Consider the following 23,578-nt stretch of genomic DNA (forward strand, 5'->3'; position numbering starts at 1 on the left):
CAATGCTCCGCAAAAACTCCTTGGCCAGCCTTGCCCTGGCTGTCTGTGCCCTTGGCGCCCAGGCAGAAATCAAAACCCTCACCGACATTTCCGGCCAGCAGGTCAAGCTGGATCTGCCCGCCAAGCGCGTGGCCCTGGGCTTCTACTTTGAAGACTATCTGGCCGTGGCCGGCGAGAAGGGCTGGTCCCACGTGGTCGGCATCTCCAAGGACGCGTGGAAGGGCTGGCGCCCCGCAAGCTGGAAGCTCTACACCGACCACATGCCCGCCATCGACAAGCTGCCCGACATGGGCGAGGTCGAGGCCATGACGTTCTCGGTGGAAAAGGTGATTGCCCTCAAGCCCGATGTGCTGGTGCTGGCCGAGTGGCAGATGCAGGGCCTGGGCAGCGACATCGACCAGATCAAGAGTGCCGGCATCCCCATCGTCGTGGTGGACTACAACGCACAGACCCTGGAACGCCACCTCAAGAGCACCGAACTGCTCGGCGAGATCGCCGGTCAGCCCGCGCGCGCCGCGGCCATCAACAAGGACTACAAGGACGCCCTCGGCGACATCGACGCACGGCTGGCCAAGGCCAGGCTGCCCAAGCCCAAGGCCTACGCCGAGTTCGGCAACAAGGGCCCCGGCGAGGTGGGCATCAGCTATGGCAAGAACATGTGGGGCGGCATGATCGAGCAGGCCGGCGGCATCAACATCTCCAAGCCCTTTGTCGAGTGGTGGGGCCCCATCAACCCCGAGCAGGTGCTGGCCTCCCAGCCGGACGTGGTGCTGATCACCGGCACGGAAACCGCCAAGAGCCCGACGGCCCTGCGCATCGGCCAGGGCGTGCCACGCAAGGAGGTGGCCGAGCGTCTGTCGGGCTGGGCCCAGCGCCCCGGCTGGGGCACGCTGCCCGCCATCAAGGGCCAGCGCCTGCACGCGCTCTACCAGGGCGCATCGCGCACGCAGGCCGACTACACCATGGTGCAGTACATCGCCAAGGCGCTGTACCCCACGGTGTTCCCCGACCTCAATCCCGAGCAGAACTACATCAACTTCTACAAGAAGTACCTGCCCGTCGTGCCGCAGGGCACATTCGCCACCGATCTGAGCGCGCGATAGGCCCGCGCTCGCTTGACCGACGCCGCGCCGGGGCAAGCCGCCCGCGCGCGGCGGTTCCCGAAAGCCCCCCATGCAACTCACCGCACAGCTGGATGCGGCACGCCTGAGCCACCGCCGCCACGAACGCCGCCGCGGCGGTTTTCTGCTGGTGTTCGTGGCGCTCAGCCTGTGCTCGCTGGTGCTGGACATCGCCACCGGACCTTCGATGATCGGCCTGGGCGACGTCGTGCAGACCCTGTTGAATCCGGATGCCGCCGACAGCGCCACCCGTGCCATCGTCATGAACATGCGCCTGCCGATCGCGGCCATGGCGCTGGTGGTGGGCGCGTCGCTGGCGCTGGGCGGTGCCGAGATGCAGACCCTGCTCAACAACCCCATGGCCAGCCCGTACACGCTGGGCCTGGCGGCCGCATCGGGCTTTGGCGCCGCGCTGACGCTGTATTTCGATGGCTTCGGTCTGCCCACACTGGTGGCCGTGCCTCTGGGCGGCTTCGTGTTCTGCATGCTCGCCGCGGGTCTGCTGTTTGCGCTGGCGTCCATGCGCGCCATCAGCACCTATGTGCTGGTGCTCGCGGGCATTTCGCTGCTGTTTCTGTTCCAGGCGCTGCTGAGCCTGCTGCAGTACATCGCCTCGCCCGAGCTGAGCCAGCAAATCACGTTCTGGCTGTTTGGCAGCCTGCTCAAGAGCCATTGGTACAGCGTGGCCTGCGTGGCCGGCGTGCTGGTCATGTGCACGCTGCTCCTGATGCGCGACGCCTGGAAGCTCACGGCATTGCGCATGGGCGAAGAACGCGCCGCCAGCCTGGGCGTGAACGTGCGCCGGCTGCGCCTGAAGACCCTGGCGCTGGTGTCACTGCTCACGGCCACGGCCATCGGCTTCGTCGGCGTGATCGGCTTCATCGGCCTGGTGTCGCCGCACATCGCACGCATGCTCGTGGGGGAGGATCAGCGCTACTACATCCCCCTGTCCATGCTGTGCGGCGCCTGCCTGCTGTCGGTCTCGTCGGTGCTGTCCAAGACGATTCTGCCGGGCGCCATCTTCCCCATCGGCATCGTCACGGCGCTCATCGGCGTGCCGTTCTTCTTCGTGCTGATTCTGCGGGGGCTGCGCCGACATGCTTGACATCGCCCACGCCACCGTTGTGCGCGGCAACACCGCGATTCTCGAAGACATCACGCTGCAACTGCGGCCGGGGCGGCTGCACGCCATCATCGGCCCCAATGGCGCCGGCAAGAGCACGCTGCTCAAGGCCGTGACCGGTCAGCTGCGCCTGAAGGCGGGCCAGGTGCGCCACAGGGATGTGCTGCAGGATCACGCACGCCTGCCCACCTGGCAGGCCGGCATGGCCTACATGCCGCAGGACATCAGCCTGGACGTGGATCTGAGCGCCATCGAGGTCGTGCTGCTGGGCCGGCTGTCCAACCTCGGCATGCACATCGGCGACGAGCTGCTGCAGCAGGCGCTGGAGTCGCTGGACACCGTGGGGCTGCTGCACCTGGCCAACCGCTCCGTGGCGCAGCTCAGTGGCGGACAGCGCCAGATGGTGCTGTTCGCGCAGCTGCTGATGCGCCAGAGCGCGCTGATGCTGCTCGACGAGCCCGTGAGCGCCCTGGACCTCAAGCACCAGGTGCGACTGCTGGACATCCTGCTGGAGCAGACGCGCCAGCGCCACTGCACCACGCTGACCGTGCTGCACGACCTGAACCTGGTCGCGCAGTACGCGGACGAGGTCATCGTCATTGCCGACCGCAGCGTGCTGGCCCAGGGCGCGCCGCTGGATGTGATGAGCGCAGGCTTTCTCGAGCGCATCTACGGCATCCGCACCGACGTCGTCACCGGCAACGACGGCCTGCCGCGCGTCACGCCGCTGCGCGGCGCGTTTGCGGGCGAGCCGGCCCGCCGGCTTCCCGGCGTCCACCCCGATTCCTCACTCCTGCAACAAGCAACATGAATGCACGCAACTGGATCGCCGCGCTCGCCTGCGCGGCCATGACCCTGCCCGCATGGGCCGCCAACCACGTGGTGGAAATGCTCGACCAGGACGGCAGCGCCACGATGGTCTTCAAGCCCATGTACCTCAAGGTCGCGCCGGGTGACAGCGTCACCTTCAAGCCCGTGCACAAGAGCCACTACGTCAAGCTCATGACCGCACCCGCCGGCACCAACCGGTTCACCAGCAAGGAGGACGAGGAATACACCGTCACCCTGGATCAGCCCGGCATGTATTTCTACGTCTGCCCGCCGCACATGATGATGGCCATGATCGGCGCCATCCAGGTGGGCGAAGGCGAGGCCGTGACCACCCAGGTGCCCGCCGCCGTCAAGGCGGTGAACAATCTGCGCGGCCGCATGATGAGCAACACCGACCGCGCCGACACGCTGGTCAAGCACATGCAGGAGGCGCAATAAATGGCCCGCCACCACCACGCCCGCAGCCTGCGCACCGCGGCCGCCCTGGCCGCCTGCGCCGCCGCATCGCTTGGCGCCCATGCGGGCGCACAGGACGACGCCAAGGGGTTCATCGAAGGCTCGGGCCTCACGCTGCACAACCGCCTGGTCTACGAACGGCTCGACTACCGACGCGGTGACACCACGCGCACCGTGGCCGGCACGCGCTCCGACGAGGCCACGGAGGCCGCCTACGGCCTGATGCTCAACTACCAGTCCGGCTACACGCGTGGCGTGGTCGGCCTGGGGCTGGACGCGCATGCCGTTGGCGGCGTGAACCTGGGCTCGGACGCCGACAGCGTGCGCCGCACCCCGCGCTACATCGCCAAGGACGGCGCGCAGCTCAAGGACAGCTTTGGCCGTGCGGGCGCCGCGCTGAAGCTGCGCATGTCCTCCACCGAACTCAAGGTCGGCGAGATGCGCACCAAGAACCCCATCTTCCATTCGTCCGACACGCGCCTGCTGCCCGAAACCAACCGGGGCTGGCAGATCACCAGCACGGACATTCCCACGCTGTCGCTGCAGGCCGGGCGCTTCACGCGCTGGACAGATCGCAACGCACGCAAGAACGGCGGCGATCTGCTGGCCAACTACTCGGGCATCAATGCCTCGGCCTTCGCCTTTGCCGGCGGCACATGGAGCACGCCCATCAACGGCCTGGGCCTCACCGGCTACTGGGGCCAGTATGAGGATGCGTGGAACACCTGGTACCTGGGCAGCTTCTACAAGATGGCCCTGGCCAACAAGCAGTCCCTGAGCCTGAGCCTGAACCTCTACCGCAACACCGACACGGGCAAGGCGCTGGCCGGCGCAGTGGACAACACCACCTGGAGCCTGATGAGCAGCTATGCCTTCGGCCCCCACAAGCTGGGCCTGGGCTACCAGAAGGTCGATGGCGACACGCCGTTCGACTATGTCAACCGCGGCTCGATCTGGCTCGAAAACGCCATGCAGCTGTCGGACTTCAACGCGCCACACGAAGCCTCGTGGCAGCTCAAGTACGACGTGGACCTGGGCCAGCTCGTCACCCCCGGCCTGAGCGCCGGCCTGGCCTACACGCGCGGCAGCGGCATCGACTACCGCCGCGCAGGCAGCGTCTACAACGGCTACCTGGGCACCGGCAGCGCGGGCGGCAAACACTGGGAGCGTGACCTGATCGTGCGCTACACCGTGCAGTCCGGCCAGGCCAAGGGACTGGCGCTGCAGCTGCGCTGGAGCGTGCACCGCGCCAACGCGGCCCAGGGCGAGCTCAACGTCAATCAGCTGAGGCTGCTGGCGGAAATGCCTGTGCGCATCCTCTAGCGCGTCTGGCGCGTGACGATGTCCTGCAGGCGCTCACGCGCCTTGGCAGGCACGCTGTCGGGCAGCTGCAGTGCCGACAGCGGGGCATCGCCCACCTGCACCAGCATGACCATGCCCATGGCGTAGTGCGGCAGGCATTTGATGCCGTAGAGGCCTGGCTCGTCGAACGTCACCTCGATTTCCTCGTCGATCCTGCCCATGAATGGTTTGGCCGCGGGCGGCAGGATCTCGGGCATGGAGGCGGCGTTGTGCGTGCGGTTCGTGGCCAGAAACTTCAGCCTGTCGCCGGGCGCGAGCCTGACGAAGTCCGGCTCGTAGACCATGGCGCCGCCCTCGCCGCGGTTGCGCATCTTGATCTCAATGGTTTCGGCCTGCACGGACGAGACGCCCAGGGCGGCGCCCAGCAACAGGGCCATCAGCGGTATGCGGTGGTTCATGATGGGTTCAGGAGGTGGATGAGGAAGAAAGAGAGGCGAAGCGCAACACGCGGCTGCCGTCGTGCGGATCGGCGAGCATGCGCATCTCCACCCGAAAGACCTCGCGCACCAGCGCCGGTGTCAGCACCTCGGCGGGCGCTCCGGTGCACACCAGGCGCCCCTGCTGCATGACGGCCAGGCGGTCGCAGGCCAGCGCCTGATTGAGGTCGTGCACGGCCATCACCTTGGTGATGGGCAGATCGGCGATGAGCTGCATCAGCGACAGCTGCTGGTGGATGTCCAGGTGGTTGCTCGGCTCGTCGAGCAGCAGCACGCCGGGCTGCTGCGCCAGCGCGCGCGCGATGTGCACGCGCTGGCGCTCGCCGCCCGAGAGTTCGTGCCAGGCGCTGGCGTGGCGCTCGTGCATGCCCACGGCCTCGAGCGCGTCGTGAACGATCCGGCGGTCATGGTCGGACAGCGGCGCGAGCGTGGACAGCCAGGGCGTGCGCCCGAGCTCCACGGCATCGTGCACGGTGATGGCCTCCTGCGTCTCTGCCATCTGCGACACGAAGGCCAGACGCTGCGCTATCGCCCGCCGGGGCAGGCGGCGCATGCACTGGCCGTCGAGCAGCACCTGACCCTGCTGCGGCGCCATCACGCCGGCGAGCAGGCGCAGCAGGGTGGACTTGCCCGAGCCATTGGGCCCGATGAGACCCAGGGTCTCGCCCGCGCACACCTGCAGATGCACGTCGTGCAGAATGCGCCTCTTCTGCGCCTGCCAGCACAGGCCCAGCGCCTGCAGCACGGGGGTCGCTGGCTTCATGACGGCCTCCCCCGGCCCGCGCGCAGCAAGATGGCGGCAAACACCGGCGCGCCCACCAGCGCGGTAATCACGCCTATGGGCAGCACCTGGCCCGCAATGAGGGTGCGCGAGACCACATCCGCCGCAATCAGGAACACCGCACCGATGAGCGCACTGACGGGCAGCAGCCGCTGGTGGCGCACCCCCACCAGAAAACGCGCCGCATGGGGAATGACCAGGCCGACAAAACCGATGGCGCCGACGATGGACACCATCACGGCCGTGGCCAGTGCGGCCGTCAGCAGCATGACGAGCTGCACGCGCCGCACGGGCACGCCCATGGCCAGGGCCGACTCGGTGCCGAAGATGAAGGCATCGAGCGCACGCGTGTGCCACAGGCAGACGATCAGCGCCGCGCAGGCCACGCCCGCCGCCAGGGCCGTGTCGGGCCAGCGCACGCCACTGAGGTTGCCCAGCAGCCAGAACATGATGCCGCGCGCCTGCTCGGCGCTGCCCGACTTGGTGATGATCAGCGAGGTCAGGGCATTGAACAGCTGCGACCCCGCAATCCCCGCCAGCACGATCTGCCCGCTGTTGCGCAGCCCGCCGCCGCCCGCGGCATGCGCGAGCAGGGCCACGAGCGCGAACGCGCACAGCGCCCCCACGAAGGCACCCGTGGTCATGGACAGCGCACCCGCGCCCAGGCCGGCGACGCTGACCAGCACCGCGCCCGTCGATGCGCCGGCCGAGATGCCCAGCAGATAGGGCTCGGCCAGCGCATTGCGCAACAGCGACTGCAGCACCACGCCCGACAGCGCCAGGCCCGCCCCACAGCTGGCCGCCACCAGCGCGCGTGGCAGGCGGTAGTTCCAGACAATGCCCTGGTTGATCGGGTCGATGTCATGGCCCGCACCCGCGAGCTTGTTGGCCAGCACCTCGTAGACCATGCGCACCGGTATCGGCGTCTCGCCGATGGCAATGCCCAGCACCACGGCCACCAGCAGCAGCGCCACGGCGAGCGCCGTGCGCACACCTATGCGCCACGCGAGCCGCAGCGGCCTGTTGCTGCCGGGTGCGGGGCCGCAGCTCACCGGGCGCCGCCCTGAAGCTTGAGCACCGCGTCGGCGATCTGCTCCATGCCATCGACCATGCGGATCGAGCCCTGCAGCGCGTCGGCATCGACGATGACGATGCGGTTGTGCTTGACCGCGTCCATGTGGCGGGTCACCGGGTCGGACTGCAGGAACTGCAGCTTCTTCTGATAGTCGTCCGCGGGGAAGCGGCGACGGTCCATGCGCGCGATGATCAGCACCGAGGGGTTGGCCTTGGCCAGCGTCTCCCAGCCTACGGTGGGCCATTCCTCGGCCGAGGTCACGACGTTGCGCAGGCCCAGGGTGCGCATCATGGTGCCCGCCACGCCCTTGGCGCCGGCCATGTAGGGGTCGATGGCCAGATCGGCGCTGGAGAACCACAGCGCCGCGCTCACGTCCTTGAGGCCCGTGGCCCGGACCTTGGCGACCGCCTGGGCCTGGCGCTCCACCAGGTCCTTGACCAGGGCCTCGCCGCGGTCCTGCACGTCGAAGATCTGCGCGAGCTGGCGCACGCTCTTGTACAACGACTGCACGTCGTAGACGGCGGTGCGTGTGCCGTCCGCGCCGCTCAGGTTGTTCTTGCCCTCGCAGTCCGAGGGCATGGCATAGGTGGCAATGCCCAGGTCGTGGAACTGCTCGCGCGTGCCGACCACGCCCTCCTTGCCCACCATCCACTCGAACTGCGACACCAGCAGCTGCGGACGCTTGCCGATCACGGCCTCGAAGCTGGGGTCGTTGTCCGCCAGGCGCGGCACCTTGTCATTGATGGCCTTGAACCGGGGTTGCACGGCGTTGAACCACAGCGCCGTGCCCACTACCTTGTCGCCCAGGCCCAGCGCGTACAGCATCTCGGTGCCCGCCTGGCCGATCGTGACCGCCGAGGCCGGCGCCTGCCTGAAGGTCTGCGCATGGCCGCAGTTGTGCACGGTCAGCGGGTATTCGGTGGCCTGGGCCGCCATGGTCAGCGCCAGGGCGGCCGTTGCGGCAAGGTGTCGGAGCATCATCACAGTCTCTTTCCGGAAAGCGCCGGTGCTGTGCTGACAAGAGAGCGGCGGGCTCCCACGCCGATGTGCTATTCACGCAAGGCAGGGGAAGCCGTTCACCTCCCGGGCACCCCGCCGGCAATGAATGAAGAAGCGCTCGGGCAGGTCTCCTGACTGGCAATTCATCGCAGCGCCTCACCTTCCCGGAAACGCCTTCCAGTGGTTTGCCGAAGCCTGCTCATTGCCTACAGTTGCGGGGGCAGTTCCATTTCCTGGATTCCCTGGGCCGATGGCCGAATGCCACCCGCCTTCCTTGCGGAGCCAAAGCGCCGGCAATGTAACCGAGAACGACCATATCCGTCAAAACCCTGATGCACCAACTCCACAATTGCGCTAGCGGGGATTTTTCCCGCTTCTCCATCGAGGGCGTCGACATGCTCGATGCCGAACTGCTCGGCTTCTTGCTGCGGGCGCGCGCCGCCATGTTCGGCACCCGCATGGACCAGGAAGCCATGCCGCCCGACCTCGAGCGGTTCGCGCAGAACTACGGCAGCGCACCCGGCTGCATGCTGGCGGCCCGCGACGCCGATGGCCGCGTGGTCGGCAGCATTGCCTGCCGCCCCTATGACCATCGCTTTGCCCATTTGCACTACGACGCGCGCGGCGTGGTCGAGGTGGTGCGTCTGTTCGTCGTGCCCGAGCTGCGCCGCCAGGGTCTGGCCCAGGCTCTGTTTCACCAGCTCCAGGCCTGGGCGGCGCAGTAGGGCGTGCACACGCTGTACCTGCACACCCATCCTTTCCTGCCCGGGGCCATCACCTTCTGGCAGCGCATGGGTTTCAGGCTGCTGTGCGTGGATGACGATCCGCTGTGGCAGACCACGCATATGGACCGGCCTGCCGCAGCGTGACATGTGCGCAGGCGTCCCAGGCGCGCGCCAGGCGCAGCGCGCCGCCGAAGGCGCGCTGCCCGGCATGGGCCGGCTGCTCACCATCGACCAGCACATGGGACAGGCCCTGCGGCGGCGTCCGGCGGGCCAGGGCCAGCACGTCGGTGCTGCGAAAGTCGCTCAGCAGCCACAGGATCCTGCGCTCCTCGGGGCGCCGGGCGAGCAGCGCCCAGGCCTCGTGCACGGCCTGCGCCAGCGGCGTGCCGCCGCCGCCATGCAGGGGCTCGATCAGCGCGGCATTGCAGCGCGGCGCGCGCCGCGGCGGCAGGCGCCATTGCACCTGGCCGGCGCCAAAGCACAGCAGGGCCACGGGCGTGCGCTGCAGATAGGCCCAGCGCAGCCATTGCAGCAGCAGGCCCTTGGCCTGGGCAAAGGCGCCGCTGGCCAGCATGGAGGCCGAGCAGTCGAGCACAAACACATGCAGCGCCTGGGCCTGGCCCCGGCCCTGGCGCCAGCGCAGATGCTCGAGTGCCAGCGGGCGCAGGCGCCCCGCGCGCAGCGTGGCAGGCCAATCGAGCACGGCGCCCGGCAGGCGCTGGCCCACGGGCTGCGCATGGCTGGCGAGTGCGGCGCCACCCATGGGCGCCGCCGCCTGCCCCCGGCCGGGGCGGTATGCCGTGGGCGCTAGCGCGGCTGGCCGGGGGCGCGGGCTTTTTTTGCGGCCAGGGCCTCCAGCGCCACAAGGGCCAGGGCGTCGGCCTCTCGCGCAGAGACCGGCGCGGCGGCCATGTGCCGGGGCTGCCCCCAGCCGGCCGGTGGCTGCTCCAGGCCGTCGCCACCGGGCTCCGGCGCGGCAGCGGCAGCGCCCGCGCTGCCCGGCCCCGCGTCCTTCGCGCCATCGTGGGATGACGGGGACACAGGCGCTACCTGGGGCGCAGTGGGCGTGGCATGGTCGGGCTGTTCCCGCCCCTGCCCCTGCGGCTCCCGCTGCTCCTGCAGGCCCTGCGCCGCGCGGTGCAGCAACACCAGCGGCGCCACGCGGGCCACATGGTCGGGGGTGATGGCCGCGCTGCCCTCCCAGGCGGCGAGCGCGCGCGCGGCGCGCAGCATCACCAGGTCGGCGCGCAGGCCGTCCACATGCGCCGCGATGCACTGGCGCGCCACGGCATCGTGCACGGCGTCGCTCCAGGGCAGTGCGAGCGCGTCGGCGCAGCGTGCCCGTGCCTGGCTCAGGCGCTCGGCCAGGCGCGCCTGCTCGGCCGCATGGGCCTGCAGAAAGCCCGCGGGGTCGAGCTCATAGCGCAGCCGCGCCTTGACGATGGCGCTGCGCAGCTGCGGATCCTGCGCGTTGGCCAGCTGCACGCACAGGCCCAGGCGGTCGAGCAGCTGCGGGCGCAGCACGCCCTCCTCCGGGTTCATGGTGCCGATCAGCACGAAGCGCGCCGCGTGGCGGTGCGAGATGCCGTCGCGCTCCACATGGTTGACGCCCGAGGCGGCCACGTCGAGCAGCACATCGACGATGGCGTCGGGCAGCAGGTTGATCTCGTCGACATAGAGCACGCCGCCATGGGCCTTGGCCAGCATGCCGGGCGCAAACGCCACTTCGCCGCCGGCCAGCGCCTTCGACAGGTCCAGGCTGCCCACCACATGCTCGAGCGACGCGCCCAGCGGCAGCGTGACGAACGGCGCCGGCGCCAGCACATCGGCCAGCGCGCGCGCCGCCGTGGACTTGGCCGTGCCGCGCGGGCCCTGGATGAGCACGCCGCCGAGCGCCGGCTCGGTGGCGGCCAGCAGCAGCGCCTGCACGAGCTGCGGCTGGCCCTGGATCGCCGATAGCGGGAATGTCGGTGTCATCGCTGCACCCGTCCTTCCATGAATTCCTCCTGCGCCAGCATCTGGGCCAGCAGCGCCTCGTGCAGCTCACCGGGCTGCGCCCACATGCCGCGCTCGATGGCTTCGAGCAGGCGGCCCACGATGTCGGCGAGCGCCTGCGGATTGTGCTGGCGCAGGAAGCTGCGCACGGCCTCGTCCTGCACATAGGCCTCGGTCACGAGCGCGTAATGCGTGTCGGACACGAGCTGCGTGGTGGCGTCGAAGCCGAACAGATAGTCCACCGTGGCCGCCATCTCGAACGCGCCCTTGTAGCCGTGGCGCATGGCGCCCGCAATCCACTTGGGGTTGGTCACGCGCGCGCGCACCACGCGGCCGATCTCCTCGGCCAGCGAACGGATCTTCGCCGACTGCGGGTTGCCATGGTCGCCGTGGTAGACGGCGGGCTCGGCCTTCCCGATAAGTGTGCCCAGGTGGCGCACGGCGGCCACCATGCCGCCCTGGTGCTGGTAGTACTCGCTGGAGTCGAGCAGGTCGTGCTCGCGGCTGTCCTGGTTCTGCAGCACCACGTCCAATGCCTGCAGGCGCCGCTCCAGCGCCTGGCGCGCCGGCACGCCGTCGGCCTGCTGGCCGTAGGCAAACGCGCCCCATTGCAGATAGTGGCGCGCGAAGTCGCCGGCATCGCTCCACTGGCCCGAGCGCAGCAGCTCGTGCATGCTCGCGCCGTAGCTGCCCGCGGGCGCGCCGAACACGCGCCACAGCGCCTGCTCCTGCGCCTCGGCCTCGTCCATGCCCTGCTGCCGCCATTGCGCGGTGTCACGCAGCACGCGCGCGCGGATGGGGTTGTCCTCGGCATCCTCTTCCTGCGCGGCCACGGCGCGCACGGCGGCGTCGAACATCTGCACCACGCCGGGGAATGCGTCGCGAAAGAAGCCGCTGATGCGCAGCGTCACATCGACCCGCGGACGGTGCAGGCCCACGCGCGGGATGACCTCGAAGTCCACCACGCGCTGGCTGCCCGGCGCCCACCTGGGGCGCACGCCGATCAGCGCAAAGGCCTGGGCGATGTCGTCGCCGCCCGTGCGCATGGTGGCCGTGCCCCAGACGGAGATGCCGATGGCGGCCGGATACTCGCCGTGCTCCTGCAGATAGCGCTCGAGCAGCCTTTGCGCGGCCTGCTGACCCAGCGCCCAGGCGGTCTGCGTGGGGATGGCGCGGGTGTCGACGGTGTAGAAGTTGCGCCCCGTGGGCAGGGTGTCGCAGCGCCCGCGCGAGGGCGAGCCGCTGGGCCCGGGCGGCACGAAGCGGCCCTGCAGCGCGCGCGAGAACTGGCGCAGCTCCTCGCGGCCGCAGGCGTCGAGCGCGGGGGCGATCTGCACACTTATGCGCCGCAACACATGCTGCGTCCGAGGCCAGTCGCCGGCCATCTCGGGGCGCTGCAGCACGCGCAGCGCCAGCAGCTCCAGCCGCTCGCGCGTGTCGCCGCCATGGCGCCAGGCGCCGGCATCGAGCCGGGCCAGCACCTGCGGGCGCGGGCCGGTCCAGGGCTCGGCGGCGTCCATGTCCAGCGGGTTCCAGTCGCAGCCGGGCAGCAGGTCGGCCGCCAGCGCGTGGAGCAGGCCCTGCTCGCCCGCGGCCGGGTAGCGCGCCAGCGCCAGCAGCGTGGAGTCGCGCTGCGCGCCCTCGGGCGAATGGCCGAAGACATGCAGGCCGTCGCGGATCTGGGTTTCCTTGAGCTCGCACAGATAGGCGTCGATGCGCTCGAGGATCTGCTCGTCCGGCGCGCGCGCGCCGTCCACGCCGAGCTCGCGCAGCAGGTCCTGGCTACGCGCCATGTCGAGGATCTGGCGCCGCAGCAGGCCCGCGCGGCGCTGGTCCACCAGCAGCGCGTCGTAATACTCGTCGACCAGGCGCTCGAGCTCCTGCATGGGGCCGTGGTTGTCGGCGCGGGCCAGCGGCGGCATCAGGTGGTCGATGATGACGGCCTGGCTGCGGCGCTTGGCCTGCGCGCCCTCGCCGGGGTCGTTGACGATGAAGGGGTAGACATGGGGCAGCGGCCCGAGGATGGCGTCGGGCCAGCAGTGCTGCGACAGCGCCAGGCTCTTGCCAGGCAGCCATTCCAGATTGCCGTGCTTGCCCACATGCACCATGGCATCGACGCCGAACACGTCGCGCAGCCAGAAGTAGAAGGCCAGATAGTGGTGCGGCGGCACAAGCTCGGCGTCGTGGTATTGGGCGTAGTCGTTGCGGCCGTCGAGCGCGCGCGCGGGCTGTATGCCGATGAAGACATGGCCCAGCTGCAGCCCGGCCACCATGAACCAGCCTTCGCGCAGCATGGGGTCCTGCTCGGGCGCGCCCCAGCGGGCGGTGACGGCATCGGCCATGCCCTCGGGCAGTTGCGCCAGGCGCTGGCGATAGGCCGCGAGCGCATAGCCCTGGCTGGCGGCGCGCAGCGGCCATTGGGCGGGGTCGTTGGCTATGCCCTGCTGCAGCCGCTCCATCAGGGCCTGGCCGTCGGCCGGGCGCGCGGCCGCATCGCCCAGGTGCCAGCCATCGCGTTCGAGCTGGGCGAGCAGCGCCAGCACGGAGGCGGGCGTGTCCAGCCCCACGCCGCTGCCCAGGCGCGCCTCGCTGCCGGGGTAGTTGGCCAGCACCAGCGCCGCGCGCTTCTCGGCCGCGGGCTTGCTGCGCAGCAGGCACCAGCGCCGCGCGAGCTCGGCCACCCATTGCACGCGGTCGGGCTCGGGCTGGTAGGCCACGATGTCGGTCTGCGTCAGCGCGCAGCGGTGCGCCAGGCCCTTGAAGCTGATGGCGCGCGTCATGATGCGGCCGTCCATCTCGGGCAGCACGACCTGCATGGCGATGTCGCGCGGGCGCAGGCCCTGGGTGTCGGCCAGCCAGTCGTCGCGGTTGGCGCCGCTGGCGATGACCTGCAGCACGGGGATGTCGCCCGCCAGGCTGTCGATGTCGCCATCGCTGCCCGCGCGCGCATGCTCGCCCAGCGCGGCAAACGCGGTGGTGTTGAGGATGAGCTGCACGTCGTGGGCCGCGCACAGCGCGCGCAGTGTCTGCAGGCACAGCCCATCCTTGAGCGATTCGAGCGCCAGCGGCAGCGGGTTCAGGCCCCGCGCGCGCAGGGCCTCGGCCATGGCGTCGAAGGCGTCGGTGTTGGCCGCGAGCAGGTGCGAGCGATAGAACACCAGCATGACCACGGGCGCCCCCGGCAGCCACTGCGCGCGCAGGTCGTCGATTCCGGGCAGATGGCCCGGCATGTCGCCGGCCCAGGCCAGGGGCACATGCACGGCCACGGGCGGCAGCACGCGCACGGGCGCACCCTGCACCGCGCGGCCCAGCCCCCAGGCCGCGCCCATGCGCAGGAACTCACGCGCATTGGCCAGGCCGCCGGCGCGCAGGTATTGCCACAGCATGCGGCTGCGCTCGGGCGCGAGCGTGCCCTTGGCCAGCAGGTCCAGGTCTTCCTGGCTGTCGCCCGAGAACATGGCCAGCTGCTGGCCGCGGGCCAGCGCCAGTTTGCGCAGCTGGTCGATGCCATAGGGCCAGGCCGACTCGGCCCCCAGGTGATCGACGATGACCAGCCTGGCGTGCTGCAGCACCTCGTCGATGTACAGGTCCAGCGATGCGCTCTGGCGCAGGTGCAGCAGATTCGCCAGCCGCAGCGTGGGCACGGGCTCGGGCGCCTCGGCCTGCTGCCACAGCCGGTAGGCATCGGCGAGCAGCGACAGGGTGGTGTCGGCCGAGCTGAGCACCACCATCTCGGCGGGCGTCTGGTCCAGACGGGTGACGACGCTGTCGTCTTCGACAAAGCCGCCGGGGCGGGTACTGAGCAGGTGCATGACTCAAAAACAATAGCTGTTCGCGCTTTCCCACAAAGGGCTGGAGGCCGATTTTGCCTAAACTTCTGCCGACAGCAGCGCCTGGCGCAGCACGGCGGCATCCAGGCCCTTGCCGATGAACACCAGCCTTGTGGCCTGCGCCTCGCCGTCCTGCCAGGCGCGGTCGAAGTAGGCGTCGAAGCGCCGGCCCACACCCTGCACCAGCAGGCGCATCCGCTTGCCCTGCAGCGCGGCAAAGCCCTTGACGCGCAGCACCGCATGCGCCTGCACGATGGCGTGCAGGGCCTGCATGAGCCGATCGCGGTCCACGGCGCCCAGGTCGATGAACAGCGAGTCGAACGCGTCGTGCTCGTGGTCCTCCTCGTGGTCGTGGTGGCTGTGCCGCTCGTTGATCGAGGCCTCGGCCGCGCGCTGCTGGCCCAGCAGCACCGAGAGCGGCACCTGGCCCTGCACGGCCTCGACCATCTTGACCTCGGCGGGCACCTCCTCGGCCACCAGGGCGCGCACCTGCGCCAGCTGCTGCGGCGTGACCAGATCGGCCTTGGACAGCACCACCAGGTCGGCGGCCGAGAGCTGGTCCTCGAACAGCTCGTGCAGGCTGGCCTCGTGGTCGAGGTTGGGGTCGGCCCGGCGCTGCGCATCGACGGCGTGGGGGTCGTGGGCAAACTGGCCGGCCGCGGCCGCGGGCGTGTCGACCACGGTGACGACCGAGTCCACGGTGAACACGCTGGCGATCTCGGGCCACTGGAAGGCCTGCACCAGGGGCTTGGGCAGGGCCAGGCCGCTGGTCTCTATCAGCAGCACGTCGATGTCCTGGCGGCGCTCGGCCAAGGCCTTCATCACGGGGAAGAACTCCTCCTGCACGGTGCAGCACATGCAGCCGTTGGCCAGCTCGTAGATGCGGCCTTCGGGGGCGTCGGCGCCGCCCTCCTCCCTGCAGCCGATGGCGCAGGTCCTGAGGATGTCGCCGTCGATGCCGAGCTCGCCGAACTCGTTGACGATGACGGCCACACGCAGGCCCCGGGCCTGCTCGAGGATGTGGCGCATCAGCGTGGTCTTGCCGCTGCCGAGAAAGCCGGTAACGATGGTGGCGGGGATCTTGGTGGTGTGCATGGATCAATCTCTCGAAGGGGAAAACATCAGGGCCGGCATGACTGCGCGCGCCCTGGCGCGCGCCAATGCGCCGCACGGCGGATTCGGCCCGGGTTCGATATGCGCAAGGAGACGGCAAGAAGGAGGCCGCAGGCGCGTACGCGCGGTGGCGGCTCGGGGACGGGGAAATGCATGCGGTTTCTCGGGACCATGGCCCGCACACCCGCGAGGCCCCTGGCCCAATGCTCAACAAACGGTCAACAAACCCGCCGCGTTCCGTCGCATTCCCTGGGATGGATGGGCCGTTCGCCATGCGTTTGAGCACCTGGGCAATCAGCCGATCGTCAACCCGGACTGCGCCCTCCCGCGGCGTCCGAAGCGATCCCAAGGCCGGTCTCCGGGCTTGTGAAGCGCCTGCGCTGGGCCATGTGCCATGCGCGGCCTCGGTTCGTCGCCTTCCCACGCCGTCTGTGGCGCAGTGGCCGCTGGCCGGTCCATGGAACCGATCAGCAAGAGAACCCGTGACTTCACCTACCGTTGCGGGGGCAGCGCAGGCCTTGCGCCCATGAATCGCGGCGCGCACCTGCTTCCCGTTTCACCTGCCAACCCGCGCGTCGATGACGCTCTGGTCCTGTGCAGGCACCTTTGAATCTCGGCACCGTCATTGCGCAATGGCGCGACCGCGCAGTGAGGTGCCGTGCGGCGATTATCCCGGAACGGCCATGTCCCTTCTCGCTCCCGCCCCCGCCCGAGGCGGCAGGCCGTGGGCAGGTCACAGATACCGCCGCAGATAGCGCCCGGTATGGCTGGCCTCGTTCGCCGCCACCTCCTCGGGCGTGCCCACGGCGACGACCTGGCCACCGCCGGCGCCGCCCTCGGGGCCCATGTCGATGAGCCAGTCAGCGGTCTTGATCACGTCGAGGTTGTGCTCGATGACGACGATGGTGTTGCCCGCGTCGCGCAGCTGCAGCAGCACCTTGAGCAAGAGCTCGATGTCGGCAAAGTGCAGGCCGGTCGTGGGCTCGTCCAGGATGTAGAGCGTGCGGCCGGTGTCGCGGCGGCTGAGTTCCTGCGCCAGTTTCACGCGCTGGGCCTCCCCGCCCGAGAGCGTGGTCGCGCTCTGGCCCAGGCGGATGTAGGACAGGCCCACGTCCAGCAGCGTCTGCAGCTTGCGCGCGATCGCGGGAACGTCCTTGAAGAAGGCATGCGCGTCCTCCACGGTGAGCTCCAGGATGTCGGCGATGTTCTTGCCCTTCCACTGCACCTGCAGCGTCTCGCGGTTGTAGCGCTGGCCGTGGCAGACGTCGCAGGGCACGTAGACGTCGGGCAGAAAGTGCATCTCCACCTTGACCACGCCGTCGCCCTGGCAGGCCTCGCAGCGCCCGCCGCCCGCGGCCTGCGAGACGTTGAACGAGAAGCGCCCGGGGCCGTAGCCGCGCTCCTTGGCGGTATTGGTCTCGGCCATGAGCTCGCGGATCGGCGTGAACAGCCCGGTGTAGGTGGCCGGGTTGCTGCGCGGCGTGCGGCCTATGGGCGACTGGTCCACGTTGATGACCTTGTCGAAATACTCCAGGCCCTCGATGCCCTCGTGCGGCGCGGGTTCCTCGTGGGCGCGGTGGATCAGGCGCGCGGCGGCGCGGTGCAGCGTGTCGTTGACCAGGGTGCTCTTGCCCGAGCCGGAGACGCCGGTCACGCAGGTCAGCAGGCCCACGGGAAATTCCACGCTCACGCCCTGCAGGTTGTTGCCCGTGGCGCCGAGCACGCGCAGCGCCTGCAGCCGCCCCTGCGTGGCGCGGTGCTCGGCCAGGCGCTCCTGCTTGCGCAGGCTGGCCGCGGTCTGCGGAAAGCGCGACTTGCGCGCCTTGCCGTCCTCGGGCGGCGCGGCCTGCTCGAGCACCGGCTGCCAGGGCGTGCGCCGCGCGGGCACGGCCAGGCTGCGCGCGCCACTCAGAAACTGGCCGGTGAGCGACTGCGGGTTGGCGCAGAGCTCGGCGCAGCTGCCCTGGGCCATGACGCGCCCGCCGTGCACGCCCGCGCCCGGGCCCATGTCCACGCAATGGTCGGCGGCGCGGATCATGTCCTCGTCGTGCTCGACCACGATGACGCTGTTGCCCAGGTCGCGCAGCCTGGTCAGCGTGGCGATCAGGCGGTCGTTGTCCCGCTGGTGCAGGCCTATGCTGGGCTCGTCGAGCACGTACATCACGCCCGTGAGGCCGCTGCCGATCTGGCTCGCCAGGCGGATGCGCTGGGCCTCACCGCCGCTCAGGGTCTCGGCGCTGCGCGCCAGGCTCAGGTAGGACAGGCCCACGTCGTTCAAAAAGCCTAAGCGCGCCGCGATCTCGCGCACGATCTTGTCGGCGATCTCGGCCTTGGCGCCCGTGAGCCGCAGTGCGCCGAACCAGGCCTGGGCATCCTGCAGCGTCATGGCGCTCACGCCCTGGATGGGCCGGGCCGCGTCGCCCTCGCCCACCAGCACATGGCGCGCCTCGGGCCTGAGGCGCGCGCCCGCGCAGTCGGCGCAGGGCTGGCTCTGGCGGTAGCGCGAGAGGTCCTCGCGCACCACGGCGGAGTCGGTCTCGCGCCAGCGCCGCTCCATGTTGGGCAATATGCCCTCGAAGGGGTGGTGCTTGACGATGGGCTGGCCCTTCTTCGGCCCGCTGTCGAGCAGGTACTCAAAGGCGATCTCCTCCTCGCCCGAGCCGTAGAGCACGGCCTGGCGCACGCGCTCGGGCAGCTGCTCGAAGGGCGTCTCGACGTCGAAGCCGTAATGCCGCGCCAGGCTCTCGAGCATGGCGAAGTAGTAGCCGTTGCGCCGGTCCCAGCCCTTGATGGCGCCGCTGGCCAGGCTCAAGCTGGGGAAGCCCACGACGCGCGCCGCGTCGAACAGCTCCTGCTGGCCCAGGCCGTCGCAGGTCGGGCAGGCGCCCGTGGGCGAGTTGAAGGAGAACAGCCGAGGCTCGAGCTCGGGCAGCGAGTAGCTGCACACCGGACAGGCGAACTTGGCGGAAAAGAGATGCTCGCGCCCGCTGTCCATCTCCAGCGCCAGCACGCGGCCCGCGCCCTCGACCCCGCCGATGCGCAGCACGGCCTCGACGCTCTCGGCCAGGCGCTGCTGGGCGTCGGCGCGCACCTTGAGGCGGTCCACCACCACATCGATGTCGTGCTTCTCGGTCTTTTTGAGCTCGGGCAGGTCCTCGGCCTCGACGATGCGGCCATCGACGCGAAAGCGCACATAGCCCTGGGCCTGCATGTGCTCGAACAGCTCGACGAACTCGCCCTTCTTCGCGCGCGCCACGGGGGCCAGCAGCATCAGGCGCGTGTCCTCGGGCAGGGCCAGCACGGCGTCCACCATCTGGCTCACGGTCTGGGCCGCGAGCGGCAGGCCATGCTCGGGGCAATGCGGCGTGCCGGCGCGCGCGTACAAGAGGCGCAGGTAGTCGTGGATCTCGGTCACCGTGCCCACGGTGGAGCGCGGGTTGTGGCTGGTGGCCTTCTGCTCGATGGAAATGGCCGGCGACAGGCCCTCGATCAGGTCCACGTCGGGCTTGTCCAGGCGGCCCAGGAACTGCCGCGCATAGCTCGACAGGCTCTCCACATAGCGGCGCTGGCCCTCGGCGTACAGCGTGTCGAAGGCCAGGCTGGACTTGCCCGAGCCCGACAGCCCCGTGATCACCACGAGCTGGTTGCGCGGTATGTCCAGGTCGATGTTCTTGAGGTTGTGCGTGCGCGCGCCGCGGATGCTGATCTGCCCGGCGCCGCGCAGCACCTGGGCCAGCGGGCGGCCCGCGTCCGGCGCGGGTGTTTCGGCGGTAGGGGGGGCGGTATCGGCCATCGCGGGGGAGGGTGAAGAAAACCCACCATGATAGGACAGCGCATATGGAAATCACCGGGACGCCGCTACCGCCGGAGGGCCTGCCTGGGCCAGGGAAACCGCCGCTGCGCCACAATGCGATCTTTGCCCCAGAACCGATTGCCCCCGTGTCGGACACCACCACGCCCACATCCCCCCCCGCCGCCGCGGCTCCGGCCTCGCGCATGACGGCGGACGAGCGCCGCTCCAGCCTCGGCCTGGCGGCCATTTTTGCCATGCGCATGCTGGGGCTGTTCCTGGTGCTGCCGGTGTTCATGCTGGAGGCGCGCAAGTACGCCGGCGGCGACGACCCGGCGCTCGTCGGCCTGGCCATGGGCATGTATGGCCTGACCCAGGCGTTCTTCCAGCTGCCGCTGGGCATGGCCTCGGACCGCTTCGGTCGCAAGCGCGTCATCGCCCTGGGCCTGCTGGTGTTTGCGCTGGGCAGCCTGGTGGCGGCGCTGGCGGATTCGGTCATGGGCCTGCTGGTCGGGCGCGCGCTGCAGGGCGCGGGCGCGGTGTCGGCGGCCGTCACGGCGCTGCTGGCGGACCAGACGCGCGACAGCGTGCGCACCAAGGCCATGGCGCTGGTGGGCATCAGCATCGGCCTGATGTTCGCCATCGCCCTGGTGCTCGCGCCGTGGCTGACGGGGTACATCGGCCTGTCGGGGCTGTTCCTGCTGACCTGTGCGCTGGCGCTCGCGGGCGTGGCGCTGATCCTGTGGGTGGTGCCGCCCGAGACGCGCCACCACGCCGACGCGCCGCGCGGCCGCACCGCCGATGTCTGGCGCAACGCCGACCTGCTGCGCCTGAACCTGGGCGTGTTCGCGCTGCACACCATTCAGATGGCCATGTGGGTGGCCGTGCCCGCCATGCTGGTGCAGGCGGGCCTGGCCAAGGATCTGCACTGGCATGTCTACCTGCCGGCCCTGGTGCTGTCCGTCATTGCCATGGGCGGCCTGTTCGCCATGGAGCGGCGCGGCCGGCTGCGCGCGGCGCTGCTGCTCTCCATCGCCCTGATCGCGCTGGTGCAGGCGGCCCTGGGCGGCCTGGTGGCCGCCGGCGCGGCGCCCGGCGTGCTGCTGCTGGGCGCGCTGCTGTTCGTGTTCTTCTGCGGCTTCAACATGCTCGAGGCCACGCAGCCCAGCCTGGTCTCGCGCATGGCGCCGGCCAGCCTGCGCGGCGCGGCCCTGGGCGCCTACAACACGCTGCAGTCGCTGGGCCTGTTCGCCGGCGGCGCCCTGGGCGGGGCGCTGGCCAAATGGGCCGGCGCGGGCGGGCTGTTTGCGGCCACGGCCGTGCTGGCCCTGCTGTGGCTGGTGCTGACCTGGCCGCTCAAGCCCGTCGCGCGCGGCGGGCACTGATTTTTTTGCCCCCGGCGCGCCAGCGCCGCGCAAGATCGCTATGCTGCGCACCTGCGGCCTCGCAGGGGCCGCGTAAATCGACCTATCTGGCCCGGAAACCCTCCCCTGCCGTCCGGGCTGACGCACAAGGAAATTGCATGGCATCCGTCAACAAAGTCATTCTCGTCGGCAACCTCGGCCGCGACCCCGAAATGCGCACCTTCCCCAGCGGAGACCAGGTGGCCAACGTGCGCATCGCCACCACCGACCGCTGGCGCGACAAGAACACCGGCGAAAACAAGGAAGCCACCGAATGGCACAGCGTGGTCTTCAACGGCCGCCTGGCCGAGATCGTGGGCCAGTACCTGCGCAAGGGCTCGCAGGTGTACGTGGAGGGCAGCCTGCGCACGCGCAAGTGGACCGACCAGAGTGGCCAGGAACGCTACACCACCGAAATCCGCGCCGACACCATGCAGATGCTGGGCAGCCGCCAGGGCATGGGCGGTGGCCAGGGTGGCGCCGGTGGTGGCTATGACGATGGCGGCTATGGCGATGGCGGCGGCTACGAGGCCCCGCGCCGCGCAGCGCCCGCCCAGCGCCCCGCGCCCGCCCCTGTTGCCCGCCCGGCTCCGGCCCCGGTGGCCCAGCCGCCGCGCGCCGCATCGGGCTTTGACGACATGGACGACGACATTCCGTTCTGATTCCGCAAAGCTTCAACGACAACGGGCGCCCCAGGGCGCCCGTTTGCTATTTGTGTGATAGCTGCTAGCGCTTGATGGACAAGCGCTGAAGGCCAAAAACACTCAGGTCAATGCACCACCGTGAGCGTGAACGGCCAGACATAGGCCTGCATGGTCACGTACAGGCCCACCAGGCAGGCCAGGGCGATGGAGTGGAAGAACACGTAGCGCAGGATGTCGCCCTCGTGATTGAACCAGCGCGTGGCGGTGGAGGCCACGACGATGGACTGGGCGTCGATCATCTTGCCCATCACGCCGCCCGAGCTGTTGGCCGCGCCCATGAGGTTGGGCGAGAGGTGCAGCTGCTCGGCCGCCACCTTCTGCATGCCGCCGAACAGCACGTTGGAGGCCGTATCCGAGCCCGTGAGCGCCACGCCCAGCCAGCCCATGAGCGTGCCGAAGAAGGGGTAGAGCACGCCGGTGTTGGCGAAGGCCAGGCCCAGCGTGGTGTCGGTGCCCGAGTAGCGCGTGAGCGTGCCCAGCGCGAGCATGAGCACGATGGTGAGAAGCGAGTACTTCACCAGCCACAGCGTCTTGAAGAAAGTGCGCACGATGGCCACGGGGTTGTACTTCATGACGAAGGCGCTCACGATGGCCGCGAGCAGGATGCCGGTGCCCGTGGCCGACAGCAGGTTGAGCGTGTAGACGGCGGCCTCCTTGTGCGGCGTGGGCACGACGGGCGGCACCTTCTCGATCATCTGGTGCAGGCCTTCCATCGGGAAGGTGGGCGCAAAGATGCCGTTGAGCCAGCCCTTGACCGAGGGCAGACCCCAGATGAAGACGAACACCGACAGGATGACCCAGGGCGTCCAGGCCGCCACCAGGGCCTGGGTGCTGTGGCGCGTGACGGGCTTGGCCGGCTTGGCCTCGTGCGCGCTCACGTCGTGGTGGCGCAGCGAGGCCGAGGTCCACACCGTCCTGGGCTTCCACACGCGCAGAAACGCCACCAGGCAGATCATGGAGACGATGGCGGCAATGATGTCCACCAGCTCGGGCCCGATGTAGTTGGACACGAGGAACTGCGGAATGGCAAACGACACGCCCGTCACCAGGATGGCGGGCCAGATCTCCATCATGCCCTTGCGCCCGGCGAACGCCCAGATGAGCCAGAACGGCACGAGCAGCGAGAAGAACGGCAGCTGGCGCCCGATCATGGCCGTGACCTCCATGAGGTCGTAGCCATGCACCTTGGCCAGCGTGATCACCGGCGTGCCCAGGGCGCCAAAGGCCACGGGCGCGGTATTGGCGATCAGCGACAGGCCCGAGGCCGCGAGCGGCGAGAAGCCCAGGCCGATGAGGATGGCCGCCGTCACCGCCACGGGCGTGCCAAAGCCCGCCGCGCCCTCGAAGAAGGCGCCGAAGCAGAAGGCGATGAGCAAGAGCTGGATGCGCCGGTCCTCGGTGATGCCCGAGAGCGAGTCCTGCAGCACGGCAAAGCTGCCGTTCTGCTCGGTCAGCTGGTGCAGGAAGATGATGTTGAGCACGATCCAGCCGATCGGCAGCAGGCCCGTGAAGCCGCCCAGCAGCGCCGCGCGCCCGGCCATGTCGGCCGGCATGCCGTAGACGAAGACGGCCACGATCAGCGCCGCGATCAGGCCCATGCCGGCGGCGATATGCGCCTTGATGTGAAAGAAACCCAGCGCGGCCAGCATGACCACCACCGGAATGGCGGCCAGCGCCGTGGACAGGACCATGTTGCCCAGCGGGTCGTAGATTTGTTGCCAGACCATATGTCTGTGCTCCCTTGTGTTTGTCTTGGTATGAAAGAAAATGAAGTCACACGCGGCGGCGGTGCCGACAATGGTCCTCCGCGGTGCGGGGGCCGACTGTAGGAAA

General features: G+C 69.6%; 18 protein-coding genes and 2 riboswitches. Of the genes, 8 read left to right on the plus strand and 10 right to left on the minus strand.

All coding sequences use genetic code 11. The features are described from left to right. The first annotated feature begins 2 nt into the window (after positions 1-2). From ABUE11_RS17545 to ABUE11_RS17565, 5 genes are all read left to right on the plus strand, one after another. Positions 3-1,103 carry an ABC transporter substrate-binding protein gene (locus ABUE11_RS17545; RefSeq protein ID WP_367066729.1) on the plus strand — a complete coding sequence of 367 codons (1,101 nt, stop codon included), beginning with the start codon at positions 3-5 and terminating at the stop codon, positions 1,101-1,103. Positions 1,104-1,173: 70 nt separating this feature from the next. After that, positions 1,174-2,226 (plus strand): iron ABC transporter permease, encoded by a 1,053-nt coding sequence (locus tag ABUE11_RS17550; RefSeq protein ID WP_367066731.1) that lies wholly within the window; start codon positions 1,174-1,176, stop codon positions 2,224-2,226. Further along, positions 2,219-3,055 (plus strand): ABC transporter ATP-binding protein, encoded by an 837-nt coding sequence (locus ABUE11_RS17555; RefSeq protein WP_367066733.1) that lies wholly within the window; start codon positions 2,219-2,221, stop codon positions 3,053-3,055. Before ABUE11_RS17550 ends, ABUE11_RS17555 begins: the two co-directional genes overlap by 8 nt. Continuing rightward, on the plus strand, positions 3,052-3,513 hold the full coding sequence (locus ABUE11_RS17560) for a plastocyanin/azurin family copper-binding protein (RefSeq protein WP_367066735.1): 462 nt from the start codon (positions 3,052-3,054) through the stop codon (positions 3,511-3,513). Before ABUE11_RS17555 ends, ABUE11_RS17560 begins: the two co-directional genes overlap by 4 nt. Beyond that, a complete protein-coding gene (locus ABUE11_RS17565; RefSeq protein ID WP_367066736.1) occupies positions 3,514-4,854 on the plus strand; it encodes an OprD family outer membrane porin in 1,341 nt (446 codons plus the stop codon). It begins immediately after the preceding gene. On the opposite strand, the gene ABUE11_RS17570 is transcribed toward ABUE11_RS17565, so the two are convergent. From ABUE11_RS17570 to ABUE11_RS17585, 4 genes are read right to left on the minus strand one after another with little or no spacing between them, the layout of a single operon-like run. Continuing rightward, positions 4,851-5,291, minus strand: a complete 441-nt coding sequence (locus ABUE11_RS17570; RefSeq protein WP_367066738.1) for a pseudoazurin — start codon at positions 5,289-5,291, stop codon at positions 4,851-4,853. The genes ABUE11_RS17565 and ABUE11_RS17570 overlap by 4 nt on opposite strands. A 7-nt stretch (positions 5,292-5,298) precedes the next feature. Further along, the gene (locus tag ABUE11_RS17575) at positions 5,299-6,093 is read right to left on the minus strand and encodes an ABC transporter ATP-binding protein (RefSeq protein WP_367066739.1); all 795 of its coding nucleotides are present in this window, start codon (positions 6,091-6,093) and stop codon (positions 5,299-5,301) included. Further along, positions 6,090-7,163, minus strand: a complete 1,074-nt coding sequence (locus ABUE11_RS17580; protein ID WP_367066741.1) for an iron ABC transporter permease — start codon at positions 7,161-7,163, stop codon at positions 6,090-6,092. Before ABUE11_RS17580 ends, ABUE11_RS17575 begins: the two co-directional genes overlap by 4 nt. Next, positions 7,160-8,167: an ABC transporter substrate-binding protein gene (locus ABUE11_RS17585; RefSeq protein ID WP_367066742.1), complete on the minus strand. Its 1,008-nt coding sequence runs from the start codon at positions 8,165-8,167 to the stop codon at positions 7,160-7,162. Before ABUE11_RS17585 ends, ABUE11_RS17580 begins: the two co-directional genes overlap by 4 nt. A 121-nt stretch (positions 8,168-8,288) precedes the next feature. Beyond that, positions 8,289-8,469, minus strand: a riboswitch (cobalamin riboswitch). Between the two features lie 111 nt (positions 8,470-8,580). Here ABUE11_RS17585 and ABUE11_RS17590 point away from each other — a divergent pair. Further along, entirely contained in the window at positions 8,581-8,910 is a 330-nt protein-coding gene (locus ABUE11_RS17590) for a GNAT family N-acetyltransferase (RefSeq protein WP_367066743.1), read from the plus strand. A 73-nt stretch (positions 8,911-8,983) separates the two neighbouring features. On the opposite strand, the gene ABUE11_RS17595 is transcribed toward ABUE11_RS17590, so the two are convergent. From ABUE11_RS17595 to uvrA, 5 genes are all read right to left on the minus strand, one after another. Next, the gene (locus tag ABUE11_RS17595; RefSeq protein WP_367066744.1) at positions 8,984-9,673 is read right to left on the minus strand and encodes a VWA domain-containing protein; all 690 of its coding nucleotides are present in this window, start codon (positions 9,671-9,673) and stop codon (positions 8,984-8,986) included. A 44-nt stretch (positions 9,674-9,717) separates the two neighbouring features. Continuing rightward, complete coding sequence (locus ABUE11_RS17600) at positions 9,718-10,887, minus strand: ATP-binding protein (protein WP_367066745.1); 1,170 nt, start codon at positions 10,885-10,887, stop codon at positions 9,718-9,720. Then, complete coding sequence (gene cobN / locus ABUE11_RS17605; RefSeq protein ID WP_367066747.1) at positions 10,884-14,717, minus strand: cobaltochelatase subunit CobN; 3,834 nt, start codon at positions 14,715-14,717, stop codon at positions 10,884-10,886. The genes ABUE11_RS17600 and cobN overlap by 4 nt, the downstream gene beginning before the upstream one ends. Positions 14,718-14,774: 57 nt before the next feature. Further along, the gene (gene cobW / locus ABUE11_RS17610; RefSeq protein ID WP_367066748.1) at positions 14,775-15,830 is read right to left on the minus strand and encodes a cobalamin biosynthesis protein CobW; all 1,056 of its coding nucleotides are present in this window, start codon (positions 15,828-15,830) and stop codon (positions 14,775-14,777) included. Positions 15,831-16,179: 349 nt separating this feature from the next. Then, a riboswitch (cobalamin riboswitch) is annotated at positions 16,180-16,471 on the minus strand. A gap of 110 nt (positions 16,472-16,581) precedes the next feature. Further along, complete coding sequence (gene uvrA, locus ABUE11_RS17615) at positions 16,582-19,641, minus strand: excinuclease ABC subunit UvrA (RefSeq protein ID WP_367066750.1); 3,060 nt, start codon at positions 19,639-19,641, stop codon at positions 16,582-16,584. Between the two features lie 203 nt (positions 19,642-19,844). On the opposite strand from uvrA, the gene ABUE11_RS17620 reads away from it, so the two are divergent. Together ABUE11_RS17620 and ssb are read left to right on the plus strand one after the other, a co-directional pair. Further along, positions 19,845-21,023 carry an MFS transporter gene (locus tag ABUE11_RS17620; protein ID WP_367068858.1) on the plus strand — a complete coding sequence of 393 codons (1,179 nt, stop codon included), beginning with the start codon at positions 19,845-19,847 and terminating at the stop codon, positions 21,021-21,023. A gap of 137 nt (positions 21,024-21,160) precedes the next feature. Continuing rightward, positions 21,161-21,703 carry a single-stranded DNA-binding protein gene (gene ssb / locus ABUE11_RS17625; protein ID WP_367066752.1) on the plus strand — a complete coding sequence of 181 codons (543 nt, stop codon included), beginning with the start codon at positions 21,161-21,163 and terminating at the stop codon, positions 21,701-21,703. A 107-nt stretch (positions 21,704-21,810) separates the two neighbouring features. Here ssb and ABUE11_RS17630 read toward each other — a convergent pair whose 3' ends face one another. Beyond that, a complete protein-coding gene (locus ABUE11_RS17630) occupies positions 21,811-23,472 on the minus strand; it encodes an L-lactate permease (protein ID WP_367066754.1) in 1,662 nt (553 codons plus the stop codon). Positions 23,473-23,578 lie beyond the last annotated feature (106 nt).

This window comes from Oryzisolibacter sp. LB2S (assembly GCF_040732315.1).
GTDB classification, from domain to species: Bacteria; Pseudomonadota; Gammaproteobacteria; order Burkholderiales; family Burkholderiaceae_C; genus Alicycliphilus; species Alicycliphilus soli.